Source organism: Haemophilus sp. SZY H36, assembly GCF_018829625.1.
Lineage (GTDB): Bacteria > Pseudomonadota > Gammaproteobacteria > Enterobacterales > Pasteurellaceae > Haemophilus > Haemophilus haemolyticus_K.
On the sequence record NZ_JAHKKA010000002.1, the window covers coordinates 1 to 22,452 of the forward strand.

At 37.9% G+C, this 22,452-nt stretch carries 20 protein-coding genes; 8 read left to right on the forward strand and 12 right to left on the reverse strand.

All coding sequences use genetic code 11. The features are described 5' to 3' along the window. Positions 1–291: 291 nt before the first annotated feature. The 5 genes from murI to gmk form a co-directional block, all read right to left on the reverse strand. The gene (murI, locus tag KP713_RS03700; protein ID WP_215769903.1) at positions 292–1,101 is read right to left on the reverse strand and encodes a glutamate racemase; all 810 of its coding nucleotides are present in this window, start codon (positions 1,099–1,101) and stop codon (positions 292–294) included. 29 nt (positions 1,102–1,130) lie between these two features. Next, the gene (gene recG / locus KP713_RS03705) at positions 1,131–3,212 is read right to left on the reverse strand and encodes an ATP-dependent DNA helicase RecG (RefSeq protein ID WP_215769904.1); all 2,082 of its coding nucleotides are present in this window, start codon (positions 3,210–3,212) and stop codon (positions 1,131–1,133) included. Next, on the reverse strand, positions 3,209–5,323 hold the full coding sequence (gene spoT / locus KP713_RS03710) for a bifunctional GTP diphosphokinase/guanosine-3',5'-bis pyrophosphate 3'-pyrophosphohydrolase (RefSeq protein WP_215769905.1): 2,115 nt from the start codon (positions 5,321–5,323) through the stop codon (positions 3,209–3,211). The genes recG and spoT overlap by 4 nt, the downstream gene beginning before the upstream one ends. Positions 5,324–5,395: 72 nt before the next feature. Continuing rightward, positions 5,396–5,662 (reverse strand): DNA-directed RNA polymerase subunit omega, encoded by a 267-nt coding sequence (gene rpoZ / locus KP713_RS03715; RefSeq protein ID WP_005625717.1) that lies wholly within the window; start codon positions 5,660–5,662, stop codon positions 5,396–5,398. A gap of 62 nt (positions 5,663–5,724) precedes the next feature. Continuing rightward, positions 5,725–6,351 (reverse strand): guanylate kinase, encoded by a 627-nt coding sequence (gmk, locus tag KP713_RS03720; protein ID WP_005634932.1) that lies wholly within the window; start codon positions 6,349–6,351, stop codon positions 5,725–5,727. A 250-nt stretch (positions 6,352–6,601) separates the two neighbouring features. Here gmk and gap point away from each other — a divergent pair, with 250 nt between their 5' ends. Both gap and KP713_RS03730 read left to right on the forward strand, forming a co-directional pair. Further along, positions 6,602–7,621 carry a type I glyceraldehyde-3-phosphate dehydrogenase gene (gene gap, locus KP713_RS03725; RefSeq protein ID WP_005634934.1) on the forward strand — a complete coding sequence of 340 codons (1,020 nt, stop codon included), beginning with the start codon at positions 6,602–6,604 and terminating at the stop codon, positions 7,619–7,621. 193 nt (positions 7,622–7,814) lie between these two features. Then, positions 7,815–9,623: an AMP-dependent synthetase/ligase gene (locus KP713_RS03730; protein WP_215769906.1), complete on the forward strand. Its 1,809-nt coding sequence runs from the start codon at positions 7,815–7,817 to the stop codon at positions 9,621–9,623. Positions 9,624–9,660: 37 nt separating this feature from the next. Here KP713_RS03730 and KP713_RS03735 read toward each other — a convergent pair whose 3' ends face one another. From KP713_RS03735 to KP713_RS03745, 3 genes are read right to left on the reverse strand one after another with little or no spacing between them, the layout of a single operon-like run. Beyond that, positions 9,661–10,446 (reverse strand): Cof-type HAD-IIB family hydrolase, encoded by a 786-nt coding sequence (locus KP713_RS03735; RefSeq protein WP_215770123.1) that lies wholly within the window; start codon positions 10,444–10,446, stop codon positions 9,661–9,663. Positions 10,447–10,464: 18 nt separating this feature from the next. Further along, a complete protein-coding gene (gene ybeY / locus KP713_RS03740; protein WP_215769907.1) occupies positions 10,465–10,929 on the reverse strand; it encodes an rRNA maturation RNase YbeY in 465 nt (154 codons plus the stop codon). Position 10,930: 1 nt separating this feature from the next. Continuing rightward, positions 10,931–12,013 carry a PhoH family protein gene (locus KP713_RS03745; RefSeq protein WP_215769908.1) on the reverse strand — a complete coding sequence of 361 codons (1,083 nt, stop codon included), beginning with the start codon at positions 12,011–12,013 and terminating at the stop codon, positions 10,931–10,933. Positions 12,014–12,147: 134 nt separating this feature from the next. On the opposite strand from KP713_RS03745, the gene KP713_RS03750 reads away from it, so the two are divergent. The 4 genes from KP713_RS03750 to fbpC all read left to right on the forward strand — a co-directional run bounded on the left by KP713_RS03750 (position 12,148) and on the right by fbpC (position 17,517). Continuing rightward, a complete protein-coding gene (locus KP713_RS03750) occupies positions 12,148–13,695 on the forward strand; it encodes a methyltransferase regulatory domain-containing protein (protein WP_215769909.1) in 1,548 nt (515 codons plus the stop codon). A gap of 175 nt (positions 13,696–13,870) precedes the next feature. Further along, positions 13,871–14,869 carry an iron ABC transporter substrate-binding protein gene (locus tag KP713_RS03755; protein WP_048953703.1) on the forward strand — a complete coding sequence of 333 codons (999 nt, stop codon included), beginning with the start codon at positions 13,871–13,873 and terminating at the stop codon, positions 14,867–14,869. Between the two features lie 70 nt (positions 14,870–14,939). Continuing rightward, positions 14,940–16,460, forward strand: a complete 1,521-nt coding sequence (locus KP713_RS03760) for an ABC transporter permease (protein WP_065265222.1) — start codon at positions 14,940–14,942, stop codon at positions 16,458–16,460. Next, entirely contained in the window at positions 16,447–17,517 is a 1,071-nt protein-coding gene (gene fbpC / locus KP713_RS03765; protein WP_065265223.1) for a Fe(3+) ABC transporter ATP-binding protein FbpC, read from the forward strand. Before KP713_RS03760 ends, fbpC begins: the two co-directional genes overlap by 14 nt. Before the next feature lie 35 nt (positions 17,518–17,552). Here the strand turns inward: fbpC and KP713_RS03770 are convergent, their stop codons facing one another. Genes KP713_RS03770 through KP713_RS03780 form a run of 3 tightly spaced genes read right to left on the reverse strand, consistent with a single transcriptional unit; the run spans position 17,553 to position 19,739 of the window. After that, a complete protein-coding gene (locus KP713_RS03770; RefSeq protein WP_048953707.1) occupies positions 17,553–18,233 on the reverse strand; it encodes a M15 family metallopeptidase in 681 nt (226 codons plus the stop codon). Between the two features lies 1 nt (position 18,234). Continuing rightward, positions 18,235–19,368, reverse strand: coding sequence for a succinyl-diaminopimelate desuccinylase (gene dapE, locus KP713_RS03775; protein ID WP_048953709.1), 1,134 nt, complete (start codon positions 19,366–19,368; stop codon positions 18,235–18,237). 26 nt (positions 19,369–19,394) lie between these two features. Then, the gene (locus KP713_RS03780) at positions 19,395–19,739 is read right to left on the reverse strand and encodes an ArsC family reductase (RefSeq protein ID WP_215769910.1); all 345 of its coding nucleotides are present in this window, start codon (positions 19,737–19,739) and stop codon (positions 19,395–19,397) included. Between the two features lie 134 nt (positions 19,740–19,873). Between KP713_RS03780 and KP713_RS03785 the strand changes: the two genes are divergently transcribed. Continuing rightward, the gene (locus KP713_RS03785) at positions 19,874–20,041 is read left to right on the forward strand and encodes a hypothetical protein (RefSeq protein ID WP_181154000.1); all 168 of its coding nucleotides are present in this window, start codon (positions 19,874–19,876) and stop codon (positions 20,039–20,041) included. 8 nt (positions 20,042–20,049) lie between these two features. Next, complete coding sequence (locus KP713_RS03790) at positions 20,050–20,406, forward strand: hypothetical protein (protein WP_140526909.1); 357 nt, start codon at positions 20,050–20,052, stop codon at positions 20,404–20,406. A 31-nt stretch (positions 20,407–20,437) separates the two neighbouring features. Here the strand turns inward: KP713_RS03790 and htpG are convergent, their stop codons facing one another. Then, on the reverse strand, positions 20,438–22,318 hold the full coding sequence (gene htpG, locus KP713_RS03795; RefSeq protein WP_215769911.1) for a molecular chaperone HtpG: 1,881 nt from the start codon (positions 22,316–22,318) through the stop codon (positions 20,438–20,440). Between the last annotated feature and the right edge of the window lie 134 nt (positions 22,319–22,452).

Sequence of the window (22,452 nt, forward strand, 5' to 3'; positions counted from 1 at the left end):
CTACTTAAAAAGTAATTATGAATTTTCAGTTAAGCACCTATTAAGACTTCAAAATTAAAAATATTTTAAAACAAGTCAATCAACAAGTGCCCACACAGATTGTCTGATATATTGTTAAAGAGCAAAAAACAACGACGCACTTGGAAACTTAAAAACTTCACAACAGTGCGTCGTTGTGTGCGGTGCATTATAGGCGTTTTAAAAACCCTTGCAAGTACTTTTTTGTAAAAATATTTAAAAAAATGATCTTTTGGATAAAGTTAATACAAAAAGGTCTATTTGACATCAATTTTAGTCTATTTTTATTACATCTAAAGATTCAAATCCCCATAGATGTAAAGCTTTTTTAAATTGAGATTCTTCAGGAAAATGTTCGGTGCAAAACATTTGATTATATTTTTCACCTTGAGCACATACACTTTTACCATCGAGTAAATATTTTATCCGCTTAGCAATCGCCGCTCCAGGGTCCATAAAATATTTAATTTGTGGCAAGCACAACTGAATTTCATCTTTGATGAGTGGAAAATGAGTACAACCTAAGACTAATGTATCTAAATCTGCCATATCTGCCCACGGAGATAACTCATCTTTTAAACTAATTAGATCAACGGAATGACCACGAATTTTTTGCTCCGCAATTTCTACTAATTTTGTGGTTCCCAATCTCTCAACAATACAGTCTTGCGCAAATTTATCAATCAACTCATCGACATAATGACGTTTTACAGTACCCTTTGTAGCTAATAAACCAATATGTTTTGTCTTTGTCATTTCTGATGCAGGTTTAATAGCGGGTACAGTCCCAATGATAGGAATATCAAAAGCAGCTCGCAAAGGCGGAAGTACAACTGTACTCGCTGTATTGCAAGCTATCACAATTGCATCTAATGGATAACGTTGATTAATAAGTTGGCAAACAGCTAAAGAGCGGTGAATAATACTTTCTTCTTCGCGTTCTGAATAAGGAAAACCGGCATTATCAAAACAATAGAGATAATGCCAATTGGGTAATAATTTTTTAGCTTCACGATATACGCTAAACCCACCCACTCCAGAATCAAAAAAGAGCACAGTTGGGCGTTTTTCTTTTTTATCCATTTAAAACTCTTTGAAAATTGACCGCACTTTTAAGCGTTCGAGTAAATCTCTTTATTATTTAACCAACGACGAATCAGACTTTCTGCTAGATCCGGGTATTTTTGGATAAGCGATTTCGCATAAAATTGCACCGTTGGTATCACTTTTCTATCTCGCATTAAATTTGCAACTCGCAATTCAGCAACTCCAGTTTGTTTCGTTCCAAGCACTTCACCAGGCCCGCGAATTTCTAAGTCTTTTTCAGAAATAACAAACCCATCTTGGCTATCTCGTAGCACTTGCAAACGTTTTTGCGAAACTTTACCTAGCGGAGGTTTATACATTAGTACACAAAAAGAAGCCGTGCTACCTCGACCGACGCGCCCTCGTAACTGATGAAGTTGCGATAAACCTAAACGCTCTGCATTTTCGATAATCATCAAACTCGCATTGGGAACATCAACCCCTACTTCGATCACTGTCGTCGCCACCAATAAATCCAATTCTGCATTTTTAAAACGCATCATGACATCTTGTTTTTCTTGTGGTTTCATTCGCCCGTGTACTAACCCAATATTTAACATAGGCAATGCCTTAGTTAGATCTTCCCAAATCGCTTCTGCGGCTTGAGCTTCTAAAACCTCTGATTCATCAATTAACGTACACACCCAATAGGCTTGGCGTTTTTCATTAACACAAGCGTTTTTTACACGCATCACAATTTCAGCGCGACGTTCTTCAGAAACCACTACGGTTGTTATCGGCGTACGTCCTGGAGGCAATTCATCAATAATTGATGTATCCAAATCGGCATATACGGTCATTGCCAACGTTCTTGGTATCGGTGTGGCCGTCATAATTAACTGATGGGGATAAAATCCTGCTTTTTCGCCTTTCTCACGCAACATTAATCGTTGATGCACACCAAAACGGTGTTGTTCATCAATAATCACCAATGCTAGATCGGAAAACTCGACTTCTTCTTGGAATAAAGCATGCGTCCCCACCACCATTTGCACGGCACCAGTTTTGATTTTTTCAAGCTCTGCTTGTCTTGATTTTCCTTTTACTTTACCGGCTAACCAGCCAACTTCAATACCGAAAGGCTCAAACCAACGTCGAAAATTATTCGCGTGCTGTTCTGCAAGAATTTCTGTTGGCGCCATTAAGGCGACTTGTTTGCCGTTGTCAATTGCAGTTAAAGCAGCCAATGCGGCAACTAATGTTTTTCCCGATCCGACATCCCCTTGCACTAAACGCATCATCGGATAATCCTTGATAAGATCTTGTTCAATATCCGACACTACTCGCTTTTGCGCATTAGTGGGTTGAAATGGCAAGGTGGATAAAAATCGCTGTTTTAAATCGCTTTGATAATGTAGCGGTAAGGCAGAAAATTGCTGCGTTCCTAACCGCACTTTTTGCATAGCTAAATTATGTGCCAGCAGCTCTTCAAAGATTAAGCGCTGTTGTGCAGGATGCTTACCTTGCTCTAACATTTCTAATGAAATATCTGGCGGCGGACGATGCAATAATCGCAATGCCTCTTTTAAGCTATATTGATGTGGGTTAAATTCATTAGGCAAAATTTCTGCAATCTGAACGTTGTCGAGTAATGCCAAAGCCTGATCCGTTAATTTTCGTAATGAATTTTGTTTGAGCCCTTCCGTCGTGGAATAAATCGGCGTTAGCGTTTCTTCCAATACAATAGGCGCATTATCTCGCACAATTTGATATTCTGGATGATGAATTTCTGGCATGTGACGCCCACGTTTCACTTCGCCAAAAGCCTTTACTCGCACACCTGTTTGAAAACTATTACGCATCCCCGCATTAAAATTAAAAAAACGTAACATAATTTTCGATGTGCCGTCTGACAAACTAACCGATAAAATCGGGCGACGGCCAAAAGTCACTTCACAGGTTTGTACAATTCCTTCAATGGTAAAATATTGTTCGGGGCGAAGATGAGCGATTGACGTAATTCGCGTACGATCTTCATAGCGAATAGGTAAATGAAAGAGTAAATCTTGCAGGTTATGAATGCCGATTTTAGCCAGTTTATTAGAAATGGCCGCACCAACACCAGAGAGGATGGTCAAAGGTACGGCATCGAGAAGTTCAAGGCTCATAGCTCATTAATATTGCGTTTGACATTAACGACGCCAGTGATGCCTTTAATGCGATGAACGATATTGGCAAGGTGTTTGATATCTTTTACACATACCTGCAAAATCACAAGCAATAAATTGTTCTCTAATTCTTCCGTCCAAATATTTTGAAGACTGCTTTCGCTCGCAGAAATTGCGGTCATTAAACTAAGCAAGGCATTCTGCTCATTCAATATTTCTATTTGTAATTCAGCCTCAAAATTTACCGCACTTTGAACATTATCCCATTTAGCCAACGATTGACGACAAGCATTTTTCAAACTGGCACAATGTTGATGGTGTACCACAACAGTATTTTCTTGTGTACAACATCCCACAATAGGATCGCCCGGAATTGGATGGCAACATTGAGCAAATTGTGTTTTACCCACTTGCATTGGTGCAATAGTGAGTATTTGGGATTCAAATTCAAAATTCTGAGTATTAGCAGATTCTAACGGCACGCCCACAAATTGATGCGCAATTATGGCGGCAGACTGATTACCTAAACCGATTTCTCGTAATAATTCATCTAAAGAAGAAAGCGCTAAAGCCTCTAATACAGTGCTAATTTGTTGAATAGAAAAATCACCTAAATTATGAGGCTGTAATGCTGCATTAAGTTCAACTTCACCTAATTTCACCGCATCTTCTTCACAGCGCTGTTTGAGATAATGGCGAATCCGTGTTTTCGCACGAGCCGTTACTACAAAATTTAACCATGCAGCTTCAGGATGAGCATTTGGATCGGTGATGATATTGACGGTTTGACCAGACTCAAGGGCTTGTGAAAGCGGATAAGGTTTATGCTCAACGGTTACGCCAACACAAGTATTCCCCACATCTGAATGCACAGCATAAGCAAAATCTACTGCCGTTGCGCCCATTGGCAATTCAACAATTCGACCTTTTGGCGTAAAAACATAAATTTCTTTCGGGAAAAACTCTGATTTTACATTCTCAATAAACTCAAACGAATTACCTACACTTTGTTGAATTTCGACCAAACTTTGCAACCAGCGTTGTGCGCGAATTTGTGCGGTTGTACTATCGTTTTTACCATTTTCTTTATAAACCCAATGTGCTGTAATGCCCATTTCGGCAACTTGCTCCATATCCTCAGTATGAATATGAACTTCTACGGGAACACCTTTCGGCCCAATCATTGAAGTTTGCAAAGATTGATAGCCATTTGCTTTAGGTACCGCGATATAATCCTTAACTCGACCAGGACGTGGCTTATAAAGATTATGCATTTGCCCCAAAACGCGATAACAATCATCCACATTTTTTACAATCACACGGAACGCATAAATATCCATAATAGAGTGGAATTCTTGATCCTTTATGCGCATTTTTTGATAGATCTTGTAAAGGTGTTTTTCACGTCCCCACACTCGGGCAAAAATGCCTGCGTTTTCTAACCGCACTTTAATCTCTTGTGAAATACGTTCGATTAAATCTTGTCGATTACTACGCGCCACATCAATGAGTTTTTTTAACACCTCATAACGATGTGGATGCATTGCTTGAAAAGATAAGTCTTCTAATTCATTTTTGATATGCTCAATGCCTAAACGATGAGCAAGCGGACAATAGATTTCAAGCGTTTCTTTCGCAATACGGCGGCGTTTATCTGGTCGTAACGAACCAAGCGTGCGCATATTATGCGTGCGGTCAGCAAGCTTGATTAACACAACGCGAATATCGCGCGTCATCGCCAAAATCATTTTGCGAAAATTCTCGACTTGTGCTTCTTGGCGAGTACGGAATTTCAATTTATCGAGTTTTGATACACCGTCCACAATTTCAGCCACACTGGCACCGAACTCTTCTTTCAGTTGTTCTTCCGTATAAGGTGTATCTTCAATAACATCGTGCAAAAGCGCAGCCATTACCGCTTCATGATCTAAGTGTAGTTGAGCAATAATGGAGGCTACCGCCACAGGATGGGTAATGTAAGGTTCGCCGCTGGAGCGAAATTGTCCTTCGTGCGCATCTCTTGCAATCACAAACGCACGCTTGATGAGTTCAATTTTATCTGCGGGCAAATACCCTTGAATAATTCGATCTAAATCCGCAAACAGTTCCAAAGGAGACCTACTTATCGTTGAAAGAGAAAGTGCGGTTAAAATATCGTGATTTTTTACCGCACTTTTAAAAGATTATTCTGTAATTAATGCAACAGCTGCTTCTTCCGTTTCTTGCACTTTCGCCATTTCTTGGAATTCTTGTGCATCCATAATATCTTGATTAATCAAACCTTTTTCGATTTCACGCAATGCGATTACTGTTGGTTTGTCATTATCTTCTGGCACTAATGGTGCACTTTGGTTAAGTTGTAATTGTCTTGCACGACGCGCAGCCGTTAAAATTAAATCAAAACGGTTACCAATTTTTTCTACCGCATCTTGCACAGTAACACGAGCCATAATTTACTCCGATTTGTCAAAAATTACTCTATTGAAAGGGCGTTATAATACTCAATTTCGCCCTATTTTGCTAGTAGCTGTTGAATTAACATTGCATTTTGTTTTTGTTGATAATCTTTAGTTAAGCGTTCCGATTGCAAAATACTTTGTAAATCTTTTAATGCTTTCTCAAAATCATCATTCACAATGACATAATCATATTCGTCATAATGCGAAATTTCACTTATCGCTTTTGACATTCGTTCAGCGATAACCTCTTCACTATCTTGCCCACGACCAATTAAACGACGCTCTAATTCAGGCAATGAAGGCGGTAAAATAAAAATGCTTTTTACCGAAGGCACTTTTTTACGGATTTGTTGAGCACCCTGCCAATCAATATCTAAAAATACATCAATGCCTTTTGCTAAATTTTCTTCAATCGCAGGTAAAGAGGTTCCATAATAATTGCCACCAAAAACTTTGGCATATTCTAGAAATAAATCTTGCTCAATGAGGGATTCAAACTCTTCTTTTGATACAAAATAATAGTGTACGCCTTCAACTTCACCTGGACGTGGGGCTCGTGTCGTATGTGATACAGACACCATTTTTTGAGTTGAACTATCTGATGCCAATAACGCAGAAATTAATGAAGATTTTCCCGCACCACTTGGTGCAGACAAAATATAAAGATTACCTTGAGACATAGAATATTTAACCTTCTCTAACAATTTCAGTCTATTATGCAGATTTCTCTATAAAAAATCATCAAAAGTGCGGTGATTTTTTACGGTACTTTTTCATTCTAATGATGATTTGATATAGATCACAAAAAAGTAGTAGGGTTTATAGTTTTATAAAAATGCTCGTGCTATACTCTGTGCGCTGTCTTACTGAGTGAGCAGTATTACTCAAAGCAAACAGATTTGTTTAACTTAAATAAAAGGTGAAAATCTTATGGCAATTAAAATTGGTATCAATGGTTTCGGCCGTATCGGTCGTATCGTATTCCGTGCAGCACAACACCGTGATGACATCGAAGTTGTAGGTATTAACGACTTAATCGACGTTGAATACATGGCTTATATGTTGAAATATGATTCAACTCACGGTCGTTTCGACGGCACTGTTGAAGTGAAAGATGGTAACTTAGTGGTTAACGGTAAAACTATCCGTGTAACTGCAGAACGTGATCCAGCAAACTTAAACTGGGGTGCAATCGGTGTTGATATCGCTGTTGAAGCAACTGGTTTATTCTTAACTGATGAAACTGCTCGTAAACACATCACTGCAGGCGCGAAAAAAGTTGTATTAACTGGTCCATCTAAAGATGCAACCCCTATGTTCGTTCGTGGTGTAAACTTCAACGCATACGCAGGTCAAGATATCGTTTCTAACGCATCTTGTACAACAAACTGTTTAGCTCCTTTAGCGCGTGTTGTTCATGAAACTTTCGGTATCAAAGATGGTTTAATGACCACTGTTCACGCAACAACTGCAACTCAAAAAACTGTGGATGGTCCATCAGCTAAAGACTGGCGCGGCGGCCGCGGTGCATCACAAAACATCATTCCATCTTCAACAGGTGCGGCGAAAGCAGTAGGTAAAGTATTACCAGCATTAAACGGTAAATTAACCGGTATGGCTTTCCGTGTTCCAACTCCAAACGTATCTGTTGTTGACTTAACTGTTAACCTTGAAAAACCAGCTTCTTACGATGCAATCAAACAAGCAATCAAAGACGCTGCTGAAGGTAAAACTTTCAATGGCGAATTAAAAGGCGTATTAGGTTACACTGAAGATGCTGTTGTTTCTACTGACTTCAACGGCTGTACTTTAACTTCTGTATTTGATGCAGACGCTGGTATCGCATTAACTGATTCTTTCGTTAAATTAGTATCTTGGTACGATAACGAAACTGGTTACTCAAACAAAGTATTAGACTTAGTAGCTCACATTTACAACTACAAAGGCTAATTAAAACTTTGAAAAAATTAACCGCTCTTCGGAGCGGTTTTTTATTATCTATAATTTAGTTTACGATCTAAAAATGAACAAGGGATCACTAAAAATAATTTAAAACAATCAATATTCTTCTAGCTTTTATTCCTATTTAAGATTATATTAGCGCACAACTGTTCGCTCAATGAAATCAAAAAATAGGGTTAATATGAATCTCGATCTCCATTTTGTTCATCGTATTCAACAACAAGCCAAAACTCGTGCAAATATGACCGCACTTCGCTATAAAGAACACGGCTTGTGGCGAGACATCTCTTGGAAAAATTTTCAAGATCAACTCAATCAACTTTCTCGTGCATTACTTGCTCACAATATTGACGTACAAGATAAAATCGCCATTTTTGCTCATAATATGGAACGTTGGACAATCGCTGACATTGCGACCTTACAAATTCGAGCAATTACAGTACCTATTTACGCAAGCAATACAGCCCAGCAAGCAGAATTTATCCTAAATCACGCCGATGTAAAAATTCTATTCGTGGGCGATCAAGACCAATACGATCAAACATTGGAAATTGCTCATCATTGTCCACAATTACAAAAAATTGTGGCAATGAAATCCACAATTCAATTACAACAAGATACTCTTTCTTGCACTTGGGAAAGTTTTATTGAAACAGATTCAAACGCCCAACAAAATGAACTAACCCAGCGCTTAAATCAAAAACAATTATCGGATTTATTTACGATTATTTATACCTCGGGCACTACTGGAGAGCCTAAAGGTGTCATGTTAGATTACGCTAATCTCGCTCACCAATTAGAAACACATGATCTTTCACTTAATGTGACAGATCAGGACGTTTCACTTTCTTTCTTACCGTTCTCTCATATTTTTGAACGAGCTTGGGCGTCTTATATTCTTCATAGAGGTGCAATACTTTGCTATTTAGAAGATACCAATCAAGTGCGGTCAGCTTTAACGGAAATTCGCCCAACTTTAATGTGTGCCGTCCCACGTTTTTACGAAAAAATTTATGCTGCAGTGCTAGATAAAGTTCAAAAAGCCCCAAAACTTCGCCAAATAATGTTTCATTGGGCAATTTCCGTGGGACAAAAACATTTTGATTTACGTGCGAATAATAAAGCTATTCCATTCTTATTGAAGAAACAATTTGCTTTAGCAGATAAATTAGTGCTCTCAAAACTTCGCCAATTATTGGGGGGACGTATAAAAATGATGCCTTGCGGAGGAGCAAAATTAGAACCTGCTATTGGGCTATTTTTCCATGCTATTGGTATCAACATCAAATTAGGCTATGGCATGACAGAAACAACTGCGACCGTTTCTTGCTGGCATGATTTCCAATTTAACCCAAATTCAATCGGCACACTCATGCCAAAAACGGAAGTTAAAATTGGGGAAAATAATGAAATCCTCGTGCGTGGCGAAATGGTGATGAAAGGCTATTACAAGAAGCCAGAAGAAACGGCTCAAACCTTTACAGAAGATGGTTTCTTAAAAACTGGCGATGCGGGAGAATTTGATGAACAAGGGAATTTATTTATTACCGATCGCATTAAAGAATTAATGAAAACCTCAAACGGCAAATATATCGCGCCACAATATATCGAAAGCAAAATCGGTAAAGATAAATTTATCGAACAAATTGCGATCATCGCTGATGCGAAAAAATATGTGTCTGCACTTATTGTGCCTTGCTTTGATAGTTTGGAAGAATACGCTAAACAGCTCAATATTAAATATCATGACCGTTTAGAATTACTAAAAAATTCTGACATTCTGAAAATGTTTGAGCAGCGTATTAATGCGGTGCAAAAAGAATTGGCTCATTTTGAGCAAGTAAAAAAATTCACGTTACTTTCTCAAGCATTTAGCATCAAATTAGGTGAAATTACACCGACATTAAAATTACGTAGAAAAGTGATTTTAGAACGTTATCGTAAGCAAATTGAAGATATGTATAATTCAAAAGAATCAAAAAATTCATAACTAAAAGGCTCTCGTTTGAGAGCCTTTTTCTTGCCAATTATTCAGGAAATTTTTCTTCCAAAATTAATGCTAACCCATCTTCATTATTGGTCGCGGTGACTACATTTGCAGCTTGTTTAATTTCATCAGGCGCATTTCCCATTGCCACCCCAAGCCCCGCATGTTCTAGCATATCCAGATCATTAAAGTTATCACCAAATGCAATCACTTCATGGGTTTGTACGCCAAAATAATCTTCCAAAAAACGCACCGCACTTCCTTTGGTGGCACTCTTGTGCATCACCTCTAAAAAGTTAGCATGGGAACGGCAAATACTCAGATGTGGAAATTTTTCCTTTAAAATAATTTCAATCTCAATGATTTCTTGAGCTTCCCCAATAATTTGAATTTTATGTGGTGAACGAGCCGCCACTTCATCAAACGGGTAAATCTCAATTTTTGTGACGTTGCGTTCAAAAATCACCCATTTATTTTCTACATCGCGAGCATGGCAATCATTATTTGTATAATAATTCACGCCAAGCAAAGGATGATCCGCCAAAACGGTATTAATGTCTAAAATATCTTTTGGATCAATTTGTACGCTATAAATTGGTTCAAGATGTTGATTCAAAATAAGCGCGCCACTAAATGCAACAAGCACATTATTCGTTTCAAGCTGCTTCCAATAAGGCAAAATACCTAAAGGAGAACGAGCTGAAATTGGCACAAAAGGAATACCATTCGCCGTTAAACGATTAATTGCTGCAACAGTTCGAGGGGAAATGGTATGTTGAGAGGTTAATAAGGTGCCATCAAAATCACTAAATACCGCTTTATACATCATTACTCCGAATAAAGATTATTTCTCTGCTAGATAAGGATCATCAAAGCCTAATCCTTGCATAATTTGGGTTTCTAAACTTTCCATTTCTTCAGCTTCATCGTTTTCAATATGATCATAACCGAGTAAATGTAAGCTACCATGCACAACCATATGCGCCCAATGTGCCATTAATGGTTTCTCTTGTTCAACGGCTTCTCGCTCCACGACTTGACGACAAATAACGAGATCCCCTAACAACGGTAACTCCACCTCATCGGGGCATTCAAATGGAAATGAAAGCACGTTAGTTGGGCGATCCTTGCCACGATAAGTTAAATTTAATTCATGGCTTTCGGCTTCATCCACAATACGAACCGTCATTTCGACTTCATCCCCTTCAGGTTGAACAGCCGCTGTTGCCCACTGCACAATTTGGTCTTCTGTTGGCAACCCCTCTAGATTTTCTGTGGCAATTTGCAGATCAACGAATATACTTCCCATTTTACTCTCCTAAATTCTTTTCAATTTCTGACCGCTCTTTTTCACGTTCGGCTTTACGAAGCTCAGCTAATTCTTTTCGACGAATTTCATCTTGCACTTCCCATTCTTCGTATGCTTGCACGACTTTAGCCACCACCGGATGGCGCACAATATCTTTGCTATCAAAATAGTTAAAACTTAATTCTGGTACTTTTTCCAACACTTCAATCGCATGGCGTAAACCAGATTTTGTGCTACGAGGTAAATCAATTTGCGTAATATCGCCCGTAATCACTGCTTTAGAATTAAAACCAATACGGGTTAAAAACATTTTCATTTGCTCAACTGTCGTGTTTTGACTTTCATCTAAAATAATAAAACTATCATTAAGTGTACGCCCTCGCATATAAGCCAAAGGGGCAATTTCAATAACATTACGTTCCATTAATTTTTGCACACGCTCAAAACCTAACATTTCAAACAAAGCATCATAAAGCGGACGTAAATAAGGTTCGATTTTCTGACCTAAATCCCCAGGTAAAAAACCTAGCTTTTCTCCTGCTTCCACCGCAGGTCGAGTAAGTAAAACGCGACGAATTTCTTGGCGCTCTAAAGCCTCAACTGCTGCAGCAACCGCTAAAAAAGTTTTCCCCGTCCCTGCTGGGCCAATACCAAAACTAATATCGTGAGTTAAAATATTATGCAAATACTGAACTTGATTTTCGCCTCTAGGTTTAATCACACCTCGTTTAGTTTTAATCGTTGTGCTGAAAACATTATTTTCAGCGCGGTTCGGTTCAGCTTGAGATAACATTCGGCTTTCTTGCAAAGCCATATGCACATCTTCCAAATCTAACTCTTTCACTTTACCTTTTACGGGCGCAGTTTCAACATATAAATCTTGGATTAATTTCACCGCACTTTTTATCAATTTTACATGATAAGGTTTTGGATCCTCTTCCACAGTATCAATATTAAAAGTGAAATTATGACGAGCAATGACAAGGTTAAATTCTTTTTCGATAAGTTTTAGATGATCATCAAATGCACCGCATAAAGATTGCAAACGTGCGTTATCTTGAGGTTCGAGAGTAAATGAAAGCATGAGGATACTAAGCTGGTGAAAATTGCAGTTATTCTAGCGTAATTACCACTTCATGGGAAATAATCATCACTTTGTTTTCATCCGTATTCTCTCTATAATATGCGCCTTTAATTATGTTACAAACTGGATATATTATGGCTGAACAAAATAACCCTTACGACGAACTTAGATACTACTCAAAACCCTTTTCTTATACGAGCATTGCGCTTTTGGAAGGGAATGCAACATTATGGGGATTAACACCACCAGCATTCAAAGGTGCTAAAGTATTAGAATTAGGTTCTTCTTTTGGTGGAAACTTAATTTCTCAAGCGGTTTATTATCCAGATACTGAATTTGTAGGCATTGATTTATCAGATAGTCAAATTACTCAAGGTAATGAAATTATTAAATCAATGGGATTAACAAACGTTCGTTTAGAAACAAAAAATATTCTAGATATTACGCCTGAATTTGGCATGTTTGACTACATCATCGTGCATGGTATTTATTCTTGGGTACCTGATAATGTTAAAGATAAAATCCTTAAGGTTTGTCGTGAGAATTTAACGCCAAATGGTATTGCTTATATTTCTTACAACACCTATCCCGGTTGGAAAAGCCGCGAAGTTGCACGGGATATTATGCTCTATGCTAATAAATACACTCAGAATTTACCACTCTCTGAGCAAACTCGTCGTGGCAAAGCCGTTGTTCAATTATTCTCAGATGCAATTAAATCGATTGAGTCTGAAAAAAACAATAATAAGAGCCGAATCAATAACTTCGATAATATTCAAACTAAAGGCGATCATTACATCGCACATGAATATCTCGAATATCACAACCACCCTTTCTATTTGAATCAATTTGTTGATAGCCTACATCAACATCAATTAGCTTATATTGGCGATACGGATTTTCAACTTTCATATATTTCTTGGATGCCACAACATCTACGTGACATGATCAATCAATTATCCGAAACAGATTATGTTGCACGTGAGCAATGCCTTGATTATCTTTACGATGTAGCATTCAGAAGAAGTTTACTATGCCATGCTCATTTACAAGATAAAATTAACCGTACAGAAACTATTGATAAAGCATTATTAAATAAATTAACTTTTATTGGACAGAACAAAGAAAATAATCTGAGCCATATATTCAATAATAAAGACGTAGAAAAATTACTTGAATACTTTATCTATCAAGTAGCTCATTTCACTATTCAATCATTAATTGATCACGTTGCTGAGCATAAAGAATTTGAAAATCTCACAGAGAATGAAATTTACTCTTCCGTATTGTTAGCAATTATCTTCGGTTATATCAATGTTTTTCTCACACCTTATCAAACATATACGTTTGAAGATAACAAAACTTATGTACCAAAACGATTTACTCAATATGTACAGGTCTTATTAGAAGGTGCAGATCAATATATCGGTGCAGGCAATATGTATAATGGAGGCGTTGAAAATTTAAATGAACTGCATGTTTATATGATGTCTCAAATGGAAAAACCGACAACTAAAGCGGAACTTAATGCGTCACTCAAAGCATATTTAATTGAAAATGGCTACAAAGATATGAACAACAACGAAAAACTCATTGATGAAGAATATGATTGTTCAGGATTATGTGATTCTATTTGTAAAGTATTAGCAGACTTAGGTTACATCCAACCTGCTACACCATAAGCAAAAAGCAAAATTGAAAGCAAGTAACATACTAAAGGAGATCGATTAGCTCTCCTTTTTTTGTCCCAATCGCAAAATTCAAATTGAAAACTATTTGCATTTATTGGATTTTAGAAATAGAATGAAGCCAATTCAATATAAATTAAGATCCATTCTCAAAAACAAGGAGTTTTCAATGACGTTAAAATCATTCAAAATTGCGACACTCGCTGCCGCACTTACATTCTCAGCAAGTAGCTTTGCAGATATTACTGTCTATAATGGTCAGCATAAAGAAGCAGCAAAAGCTGTTGCTGATGCTTTTACACAAGAAACGGGTATTAAAGTTACTTTAAATAGTGCTAAAAGCGAACAGTTAGCAGGTCAACTTAAAGAAGAAGGCGATAAAAGCCCAGCCGATGTATTCTATTCAGAACAAACCTCTCCATTTGCCACACTTTCTGAAGCAGGTTTATTAGAACCACTTTCAGCCAATACGATCAAACAAACCTCTCACCAAGGTGTACCAGTAGCACCTAAAAAAGATTGGATTGCATTAAGTGGTCGTTCTCGTGTTGTAGTTTATGATCACACTAAATTATCTGAAAAAGATATGGAAAAATCAGTACTTGATTACGCGACACCAAAATGGAAAGATAAAATCGGTTATGTACCAACCTCTGGTGCATTCTTAGAACAAGTTGTCGCTATTGTTAAACTAAAAGGCGAGAAAGTTGCACTTAATTGGTTAAAAGGCTTAAAAGAAAATGGTAAACTTTACGCGAAAAACAGTGTTGCATTGCAAGCTGTTGAAAATGGCGAAGTGCCTGCAGCCTTAATTAATAACTACTACTGGTATGCATTAGCAAAAGAAAAAGGCGCAGAAAACTTAAAAACTCGTTTGTACTTTATTCGTCATAAAGACCCTGGTGCATTAGTCACTTACTCTGGTGCTGCAATCTTAAAATCATCTAAAAATAAAGAAGAAGCGAAAAAATTCGTGGACTTCTTAGCAAGCAAAAAAGGTCAAGAAGCTTTAGTTGCTGTACGTGCAGAATATCCATTACGTACAGATGTGACTTCTCCATTCAATATGGAACCTTATGCTAAATTGCAAGCGCCAGTAGTTTCAGCAACTACTGCTCAAGATAAAGAACAAGCAAATAAATTAATTGAAGAAGCTGGTTTAAAATAAGCCCGCTAACGTTGCAACTGTATTTTCACCAAAAGTGAAGATACAGTTGCCACATATAAAGGATTATCTTTTGACCCGAACTCCCCCACTTTGGCTCACCATCATTATTTTACTTATTGGTTTACCGCTCTTATTACCATTTCTGTATATTCTTTTCCGTGCGATTGAAGTCGGATTAGATCGTAGCTTTGAGCTTCTTATTCGCCCGAGAATGGCGGAATTACTGAGCAACACAATGCTTCTCATGGTCTGTGTAACCATTGGTTCCATTTCTCTCGGTACTCTTTGTGCATTTTTACTTGAACGCTACCGTTTTTTCGGCAAATCATTTTTTGAAGTGGCGATGAGCTTACCACTTTGTATTCCAGCCTTTGTGAGTTGTTTTACTTGGATCAGCCTAACCTTTCGAGTAGAAGGTTTTTGGGGAACGATTGGCATCATGACATTAAGCTCTTTCCCACTCGCTTACTTGCCTATTTCAGCTACACTTAAACGACTTGACCGCTCCCTTGAAGAAGTAAGCCTTTCATTAGGAAAAAGCCAAACTTACACCTTTTGGCACGCAATTTTCCCACAATTAAAACCAGCAATCGGTAGTAGTTTATTGCTAATAGCATTACATATGCTGGTAGATTTTGGTGCGGTTTCTATTTTGAATTACCAAACATTCACCACAGCTATTTTCCAAGAATATGAAATGTCTTTTAATAACAGCACCGCAGCACTACTTTCTGCTGTATTAATGGCAATTTGTAGCATTATTGTGCTGGGAGAAACATTCTTCCGCGGTAAACAAACACTTTACAACAGTGGAAAAGGTGTCACTCGTCCTTATCCAGTAAAAACACTTTCCTTTGGCAAACAATGTTTAACCTTCGGATTTTTCTCTAGTATATTCATCTTAAGCATTGGCGTGCCTGTGATTATGTTAATTTACTGGCTTATAGTGGGAACTTCACTCGAAAGTGCAGGTGATTTTTCAGAATTTTTATCGGCATTCAGTAATTCATTTATCATTTCAGGACTAGGCGCATTGCTTACCGTAGTTTGTGCTTTGCCATTGGTTTGGGCAGCTGTACGCTATCGTAGCAAATTAACCGTTTGGATTGATCGCTTACCTTACCTATTACACGCCGTACCCGGCTTAGTTATCGCATTATCACTGATCTACTTTACGATCAACTATGCCAACAGCTTATATCAAACCTTTTTAGTTATCATCGTGGCTTACTTTATGCTCTATTTACCAATGGCACAAACCACACTTAGAGCCTCACTTGAACAACTTTCTGATAATATTGAGAAAGTAGGACAAAGCCTAGGACGAAGCCCATTCTATATTTTCCGAACTTTAACATTACCAGCAATGCTACCAGGCATTGCGGCGGCATTCTCTCTAGTATTTTTGAATTTAATGAAAGAGCTTACGGCAACACTTTTGCTCACGCCAAACGACATCAAAACCCTTTCGATTGCCGTTTGGGAATATACTAGTGATGCGCAATACGCTGCAGCAACGCCTTATGCACTCATGCTCGTTCTCTTTTCAGGGATTCCTGTGTTTTTATTGAAAAAATATGCATTTAAATAAAATGATAAATAATCCGTTATTAGCCGTTAAAAATCTCAATAAATTTTTTAATGAACAACAAGTTCTTCACGATATTTCCTTTACCTTGCAACGAGGTGAAATCCTCTTTTTGCTTGGTGCCTCTGGTTGTGGAAAAACAACGTTATTGCGAGCGATCGCAGGATTTGAACAACCTAATACGGGCGAAATTTGGCTAAAAGAGCAGTTAATTTTCGGCGAGAATACAAATGTGCCAACGCAACAGCGTCATCTAGGTTATGTGGTACAAGAAGGCGTGCTTTTCCCTCACTTAAATGTCTATCGCAACATTGCTTATGGATTAGGGAATGGAAAAGGGAAAACGGATGAAGAGAAAATGCGGATTGAGCAGGCAATGCAACTCACTGGAATTAGTGAATTGGCAGAACGTTTTCCTCATCAGCTATCAGGCGGACAACAACAACGAGTGGCTCTTGCACGAGCATTGGCGCCGAATCCAGAACTGATTTTATTAGACGAACCTTTTAGTGCCTTAGATGAACATCTTCGCCAGCAAATTCGTCATGATATGCTGAAAGCGCTGCGTCAAAGTGGTGCATCAGCGATTTTCGTCACCCATGATCGTGATGAAGCATTACGTTATGCGGATAAAATCGCTGTTATCCAACAAGGAAAAATTTTACAAATCGACACGCCTCGTACACTTTATTGGTCGCCTAATCATATTGAAACCGCAAGTTTTATTGGTGAAAACATCGTGCTATCGGCGAATCTGATTGATGAAAACACAGTTCAATGCCAATTAGGTAATATTCCTGTAAAAAACAAATCAATCTCGCTGAAACAAGGTAAGATTTTACTTCGCCCAGAACAATTTAGCCTGTTTAAAACATCGGAAAATCCAACCGCACTTTTCAAAGGGCAAGTAAAACAAATCGAATTCAAAGGGAAAATTACCGCTATTCAAATTGAAATTAATGGCTACGCAATATGGATTGAGAACATCATTTCCCCCGATTTATCTATTGGCGATGAGCTACCAATTTATTTGCATGGAAAAGGGCTTTTTTACGCCTAAGAATAAAGCCTTATCTTCACGATAAGGCTTTATTTTTAAACAATATATTCAGAAAAAATTTGTTCAAGATTTGATATTAAACAGTCTGCGCCTAAAATATTTTCCTCTTTCCATGCCTGTTGCAAAATGTCTGGAGAAAATTGCTGACTTGCCAATTCAGCTAACGGCAAATAACTGATATGCCAAGGCTCCCGCCCCACTTTCTTATTGGACTGCATATTCATAAAAGGCAAAGCAAAATCAAAGTGCGGTAAATTTTCGGTAAGAAACTCACTCAATTCAAAGAAGTAGCCGCCTTTTTCATATTCCCAAGGCTCCAGTTGTAAAGATTGCCCCTGTGGCAAAAGATCAGGATCGAAAATATCCACTTCCGTTCCCCAATGATGACGGCTAGCCCCTGGCAATGCAGACCAACGTAAAATCGCCTGACATTTTTGCCAGTCATCTAATTGGCTCAACTCTAATGCTTTGCCTGTGTCATCATGGACTTTTCTCTCGCCCTTAAATTTACTATTCCAAATAAGCTGTTGGCGTTCAAAATCACGAAAACTGCTCGCTGGCTGTAAATTAAAGCCATTTTTTGCCGCACTTTTTTGCAGCCCTTGAAATGCGTTCACCGCTTGCGTTTGCAAAAAATGATTTGATGAATGATTTGCGGGTAAATTGACTAAATGCTCACGAGACTTTCCTGTAAGCATTTCTGGCGTTAATTTCATTTTAGCTATCCAATAAATTCACTAACATTTTGTGATAAATCTCACCGCACTTGCCAAGATCTTCTACACTGACACATTCATTTACTTTATGAATTGTTGCGTTAAGTGGACCAAATTCCACCACTTCAGCGCCCATCAATGCAATAAAACGACCGTCTGATGTACCACCACCTGTTTCAGCCTTTGGCTTTATGCCTGTAGTTTCCTCAATAGCGGAGGTTATCGAATCTAATAATTTACCTGGTTTTGTTAAAAACGGTTTACCTGATAAATTCCATTCAATACGATATTTCAAATTATGTTTTTCTAGCATTTCAGCTACTTTTTGCTTAATGATTTCATCTGTTACTTCTGTGCAATAACGCAAATTGAACTGAATATATAACTCGCCTGGAATCACATTATTACTTCCAGTCCCCGCATGAATGTTAGCAATTTGTAGGCTTGTTGGAGGGAAAAACTCATTACCTTCATCCCATTGGTAAGTTGTTAATTCTTGCAAAAATGGCGCTGCTTTATGGATTGGATTTTCAGCTAAATGAGGATATGCCACGTGCCCTTGAATCCCCTGAACATAAAGATTTCCTGTAATTGAGCCGCGGCGACCATTTTTGACAACATCGCCTAAGTTTTTAGCACTCGATGGCTCACCAACCATACAATAAGTAATTTTTTCATCACGCGCCATTAAAGTCTCAACTACTCGCACGGTGCCGTCTTTTGCAGCTGCCTCTTCGTCAGACGTAATCAATAATGCAATGGTGCCTTTATGGTTAGGATTCACTTTTACGTATTCTTCTGCCGCCACAATCATTGCTGAAAGGGATCCTTTCATATCCGCCGCACCACGGCCATAAAGCATTCCATCAATAATCTCAGCAGAAAACGGAGAATACGACCACTGATTTTCATCGCCAGTAGGCACAACATCCGTATGTCCCGCAAAAGCAATAACAGGCTCACCCGCTCCGTGTTTTGCCCACAAATTCAACGTATCATTAAAAGGCATCCATTCAATTTGAAAACCTAACTTTTCTAAGCGTTCGGCAATAATTTGCTGACAGCCTTCGTCATTCGGGCTAATAGATGGGCGACGAATTAAATCTTGCGCCAACGAAATCACTTTTTCTCTCATAAAAACTCCTAAGAAAATAACCCACTTTAGGCAAAAGCAGCCTGATATTCCTTCTCATTAAAACCAATTAAAGCCTTCCCATCTTGTAAAATAATTGGGCGTTTAATTAAGGTTGGATTCTCAGCTAGCACGGAAAGTGCGGTCGTTTTATCAAGGGAATTTTTAACTTGTTCATCCAAATTACGCCAGGTTGTACTACGTTTATTCACCAATACATCCCAGCCAAATTGAGCTTCCGCTTGGGTTAAGAAATTCAAATCTACCCCATCAACACGGTAGTCGTGAAGTTTGTGTTCAATATTGTGATCCGCCAGCCATTTCAACGCTTTCTTCACTGTATCGCAATTTTTAATGCCGTAAACTACAATCATATTTTTCTCTCTTTTCTCGCCATTTAATTACAGCATTATACCTGAAAAACGAGCAATAATTCGATGAAAAAACAGATGAAAAAAGTCGCTTAGTCAGGCATAATATTGTCAATATTCACAGTAAGGAGTCTCAAATGGAACTCACTTTTGAACAAATTTCTGATTTACTCAAAACACAAAAAAAAGACAAGGAAGAATACGCTTTCAGTTTGAAAGAAAGGCAATTAGCTGCAAAAGCAAGTGCGGAAACTTGGCAAGCTATTTTAAATCATAAAATTGAGCCATTCGATTTTAAAAAATAGAGTTGATTATGTTGCCCAAATACGATGTTTATATTGCTGAAACATCAGGAGATTGTCTTGAAAAAGATCTTCTAAAACGATTTATCGTAACGTATCTACCTCAAGATGATCTTGATAAACTAAAAATGATTTTAACGAATATCCCGCAACTTAGACCATTCTGGGGAAAGACAGGCTATAAATACATTACAATCAATAATATCTATTTTTTATATGAAGTTGCCGAAGACGAAAGAAAAGTCATTATTTTAGGTGCTAAATTTAATAATAAACGAAAAACATTTAATTTTGCGAATACACTCAAGCAACAAAAAACAATGAAAAAATGGCTTGAGGATTACCCTAAATACTATCCCAATAAATAAGCCCGATTTAATCGGGCTTATTTATTTTTAGTTAGCCTAACAACTTATTGATACGTTTAATAAATGCAGCTGGATTTTCCAAAGATCCGCGCTCTGCTAACATAGCTTGTTCGAGCAACAATTCCACCCAATCAGCAAATTCTGTTTCATCTACAATATCAGCCACTTTTTTCACTAAGTGGTGTTCTGGATTAAGTTCAAAAGTGTATTTTACGTCAGGTACAGGTTGCCCTGCGGCTGCGAACAATTTCGCCATTTGGGTCGTCATTTGATCGTTATCTGTAGAAACTACCGCTGGTGTATCTGTTAAATTGTGGGTTAAACGCACAGTTTTCACTCGTTCACCAAGTAAATTTTTCACACGCTCAATAAAACTACCAAAGGCTTCATCTTGTTGTTTTTGCGTTTCAGATTCTTTATCCGCTAAATCGCCTAAATCCAAATCTGCTTTTGTGATACTTTGTAATTGTTTACCATCAAATTCAGTTAAATAGCTTAACATCCATTCATCAATGCGGTCGGAAAGCAATAAAACCTCAATGCTTTTTTTATTGAATAATTCCAAGTGCGGGCTATTTTTCGCAGCAACATAACTATCCGCTGTAATGTAATAGATAGCTTTTTGCCCCTCTTTCATACGCGAGATGTAATCTTCTAAAGACACAGTTTGCTCGCTGCTATCATTATGCGTTGAAGCAAAACGCAATAACTTCGCAACAGTTTCTTTGTTAGCAAAATCTTCTGCTGGGCCTTCTTTCAAGACTAAACCAAACTCTTTCCAGAATTGCAGATATTTTTCAGCATCATCTTTTGCTAATTTTTCTAGCATCTGTAATGAACGCTTAGTTAATGCTTTGCGTAATGCCGCAGTAATTTTGTTATCTTGCAAAATTTCACGAGATACATTTAATGGCAAGTCATTGCTATCAATTAAACCACGCATAAAACGGAGATAATTCGGCATAAATTGCTCAGCATCATCCATAATAAATACGCGTTGAACATAAAGTTTTAAGCCGTGTTTATGTTCGCGATTAAATAAATCCCAAGGTGCTTTAGCTGGCACATAAAGCAAACTAGTATATGCTTGATTTCCTTCCACTTTGTTATGCGCCCAAGTAACAGGATCAGCAAAATCATGGCTTAAGTGTTTATAAAACTCTTTGTATTCCTCATCGGAAACATCATTTTTAGAACGCGTCCAAAGTGCATCGGATTTATTAATTTTCTCCCATTTTTCACCGCTCTCTTTGCCTTCATCATCGTATTCTTTCGTCAGCATTTCCACTGGCAAGCCAATATGCTCAGAATATTTACCAATAATTTCACGCAAACGCCATTCGTTTAAAAATTCTTTTTCATCTTCTCGTAAGTGCAAAATCACATCAGTGCCACGAGATTTTTTCTCAATATCCGCCACAGAATATTCGCCTTCACCCGCAGATTCCCAAAGTACACCTTTATCAGTTGCCTCACCTGCCGCACGGGTTTTCACCGTGACTTTATCGGCAACGATAAACGCCGAATAGAAACCTACACCAAATTGCCCAATAAGTTGGCTGTTTTTTGCTTGATCTTGACCAAGTGCGGTTAAAAATTCTTTTGTTCCTGATTTTGCAATCGTCCCCAAATGATCGATGACTTGCTCACGAGTCATACCTATGCCGTTATCACTAATTGTGATAGTGCCTCTATCCGCATCAAAGCTAACACGCACACGCAAGTCGCCATCACCTTCATATAAAGCAGGGGAGGAAAGTGCTTTAAAGCGTAATTTATCTGCCGCATCAGAGGCATTAGAAATTAATTCACGTAAGAAAATTTCTTTGTTGGAATACAAAGAATGAATCATTAATTGGAGTAGTTGTTTGACTTCAGATTGGAAGCCGCGAGTTTCTTGATTTTGTGACATAATTTTTTCCTTCATAAAGATAAAAATTGAACGTCACAGATATAAGAATAAAAAGAAAGATTTCAAGGGGAAAAGCAAAGTGCGGTGAATTTTCACCGTATTTTATTCAAACATTTTCCTAAAATATCTAGAAA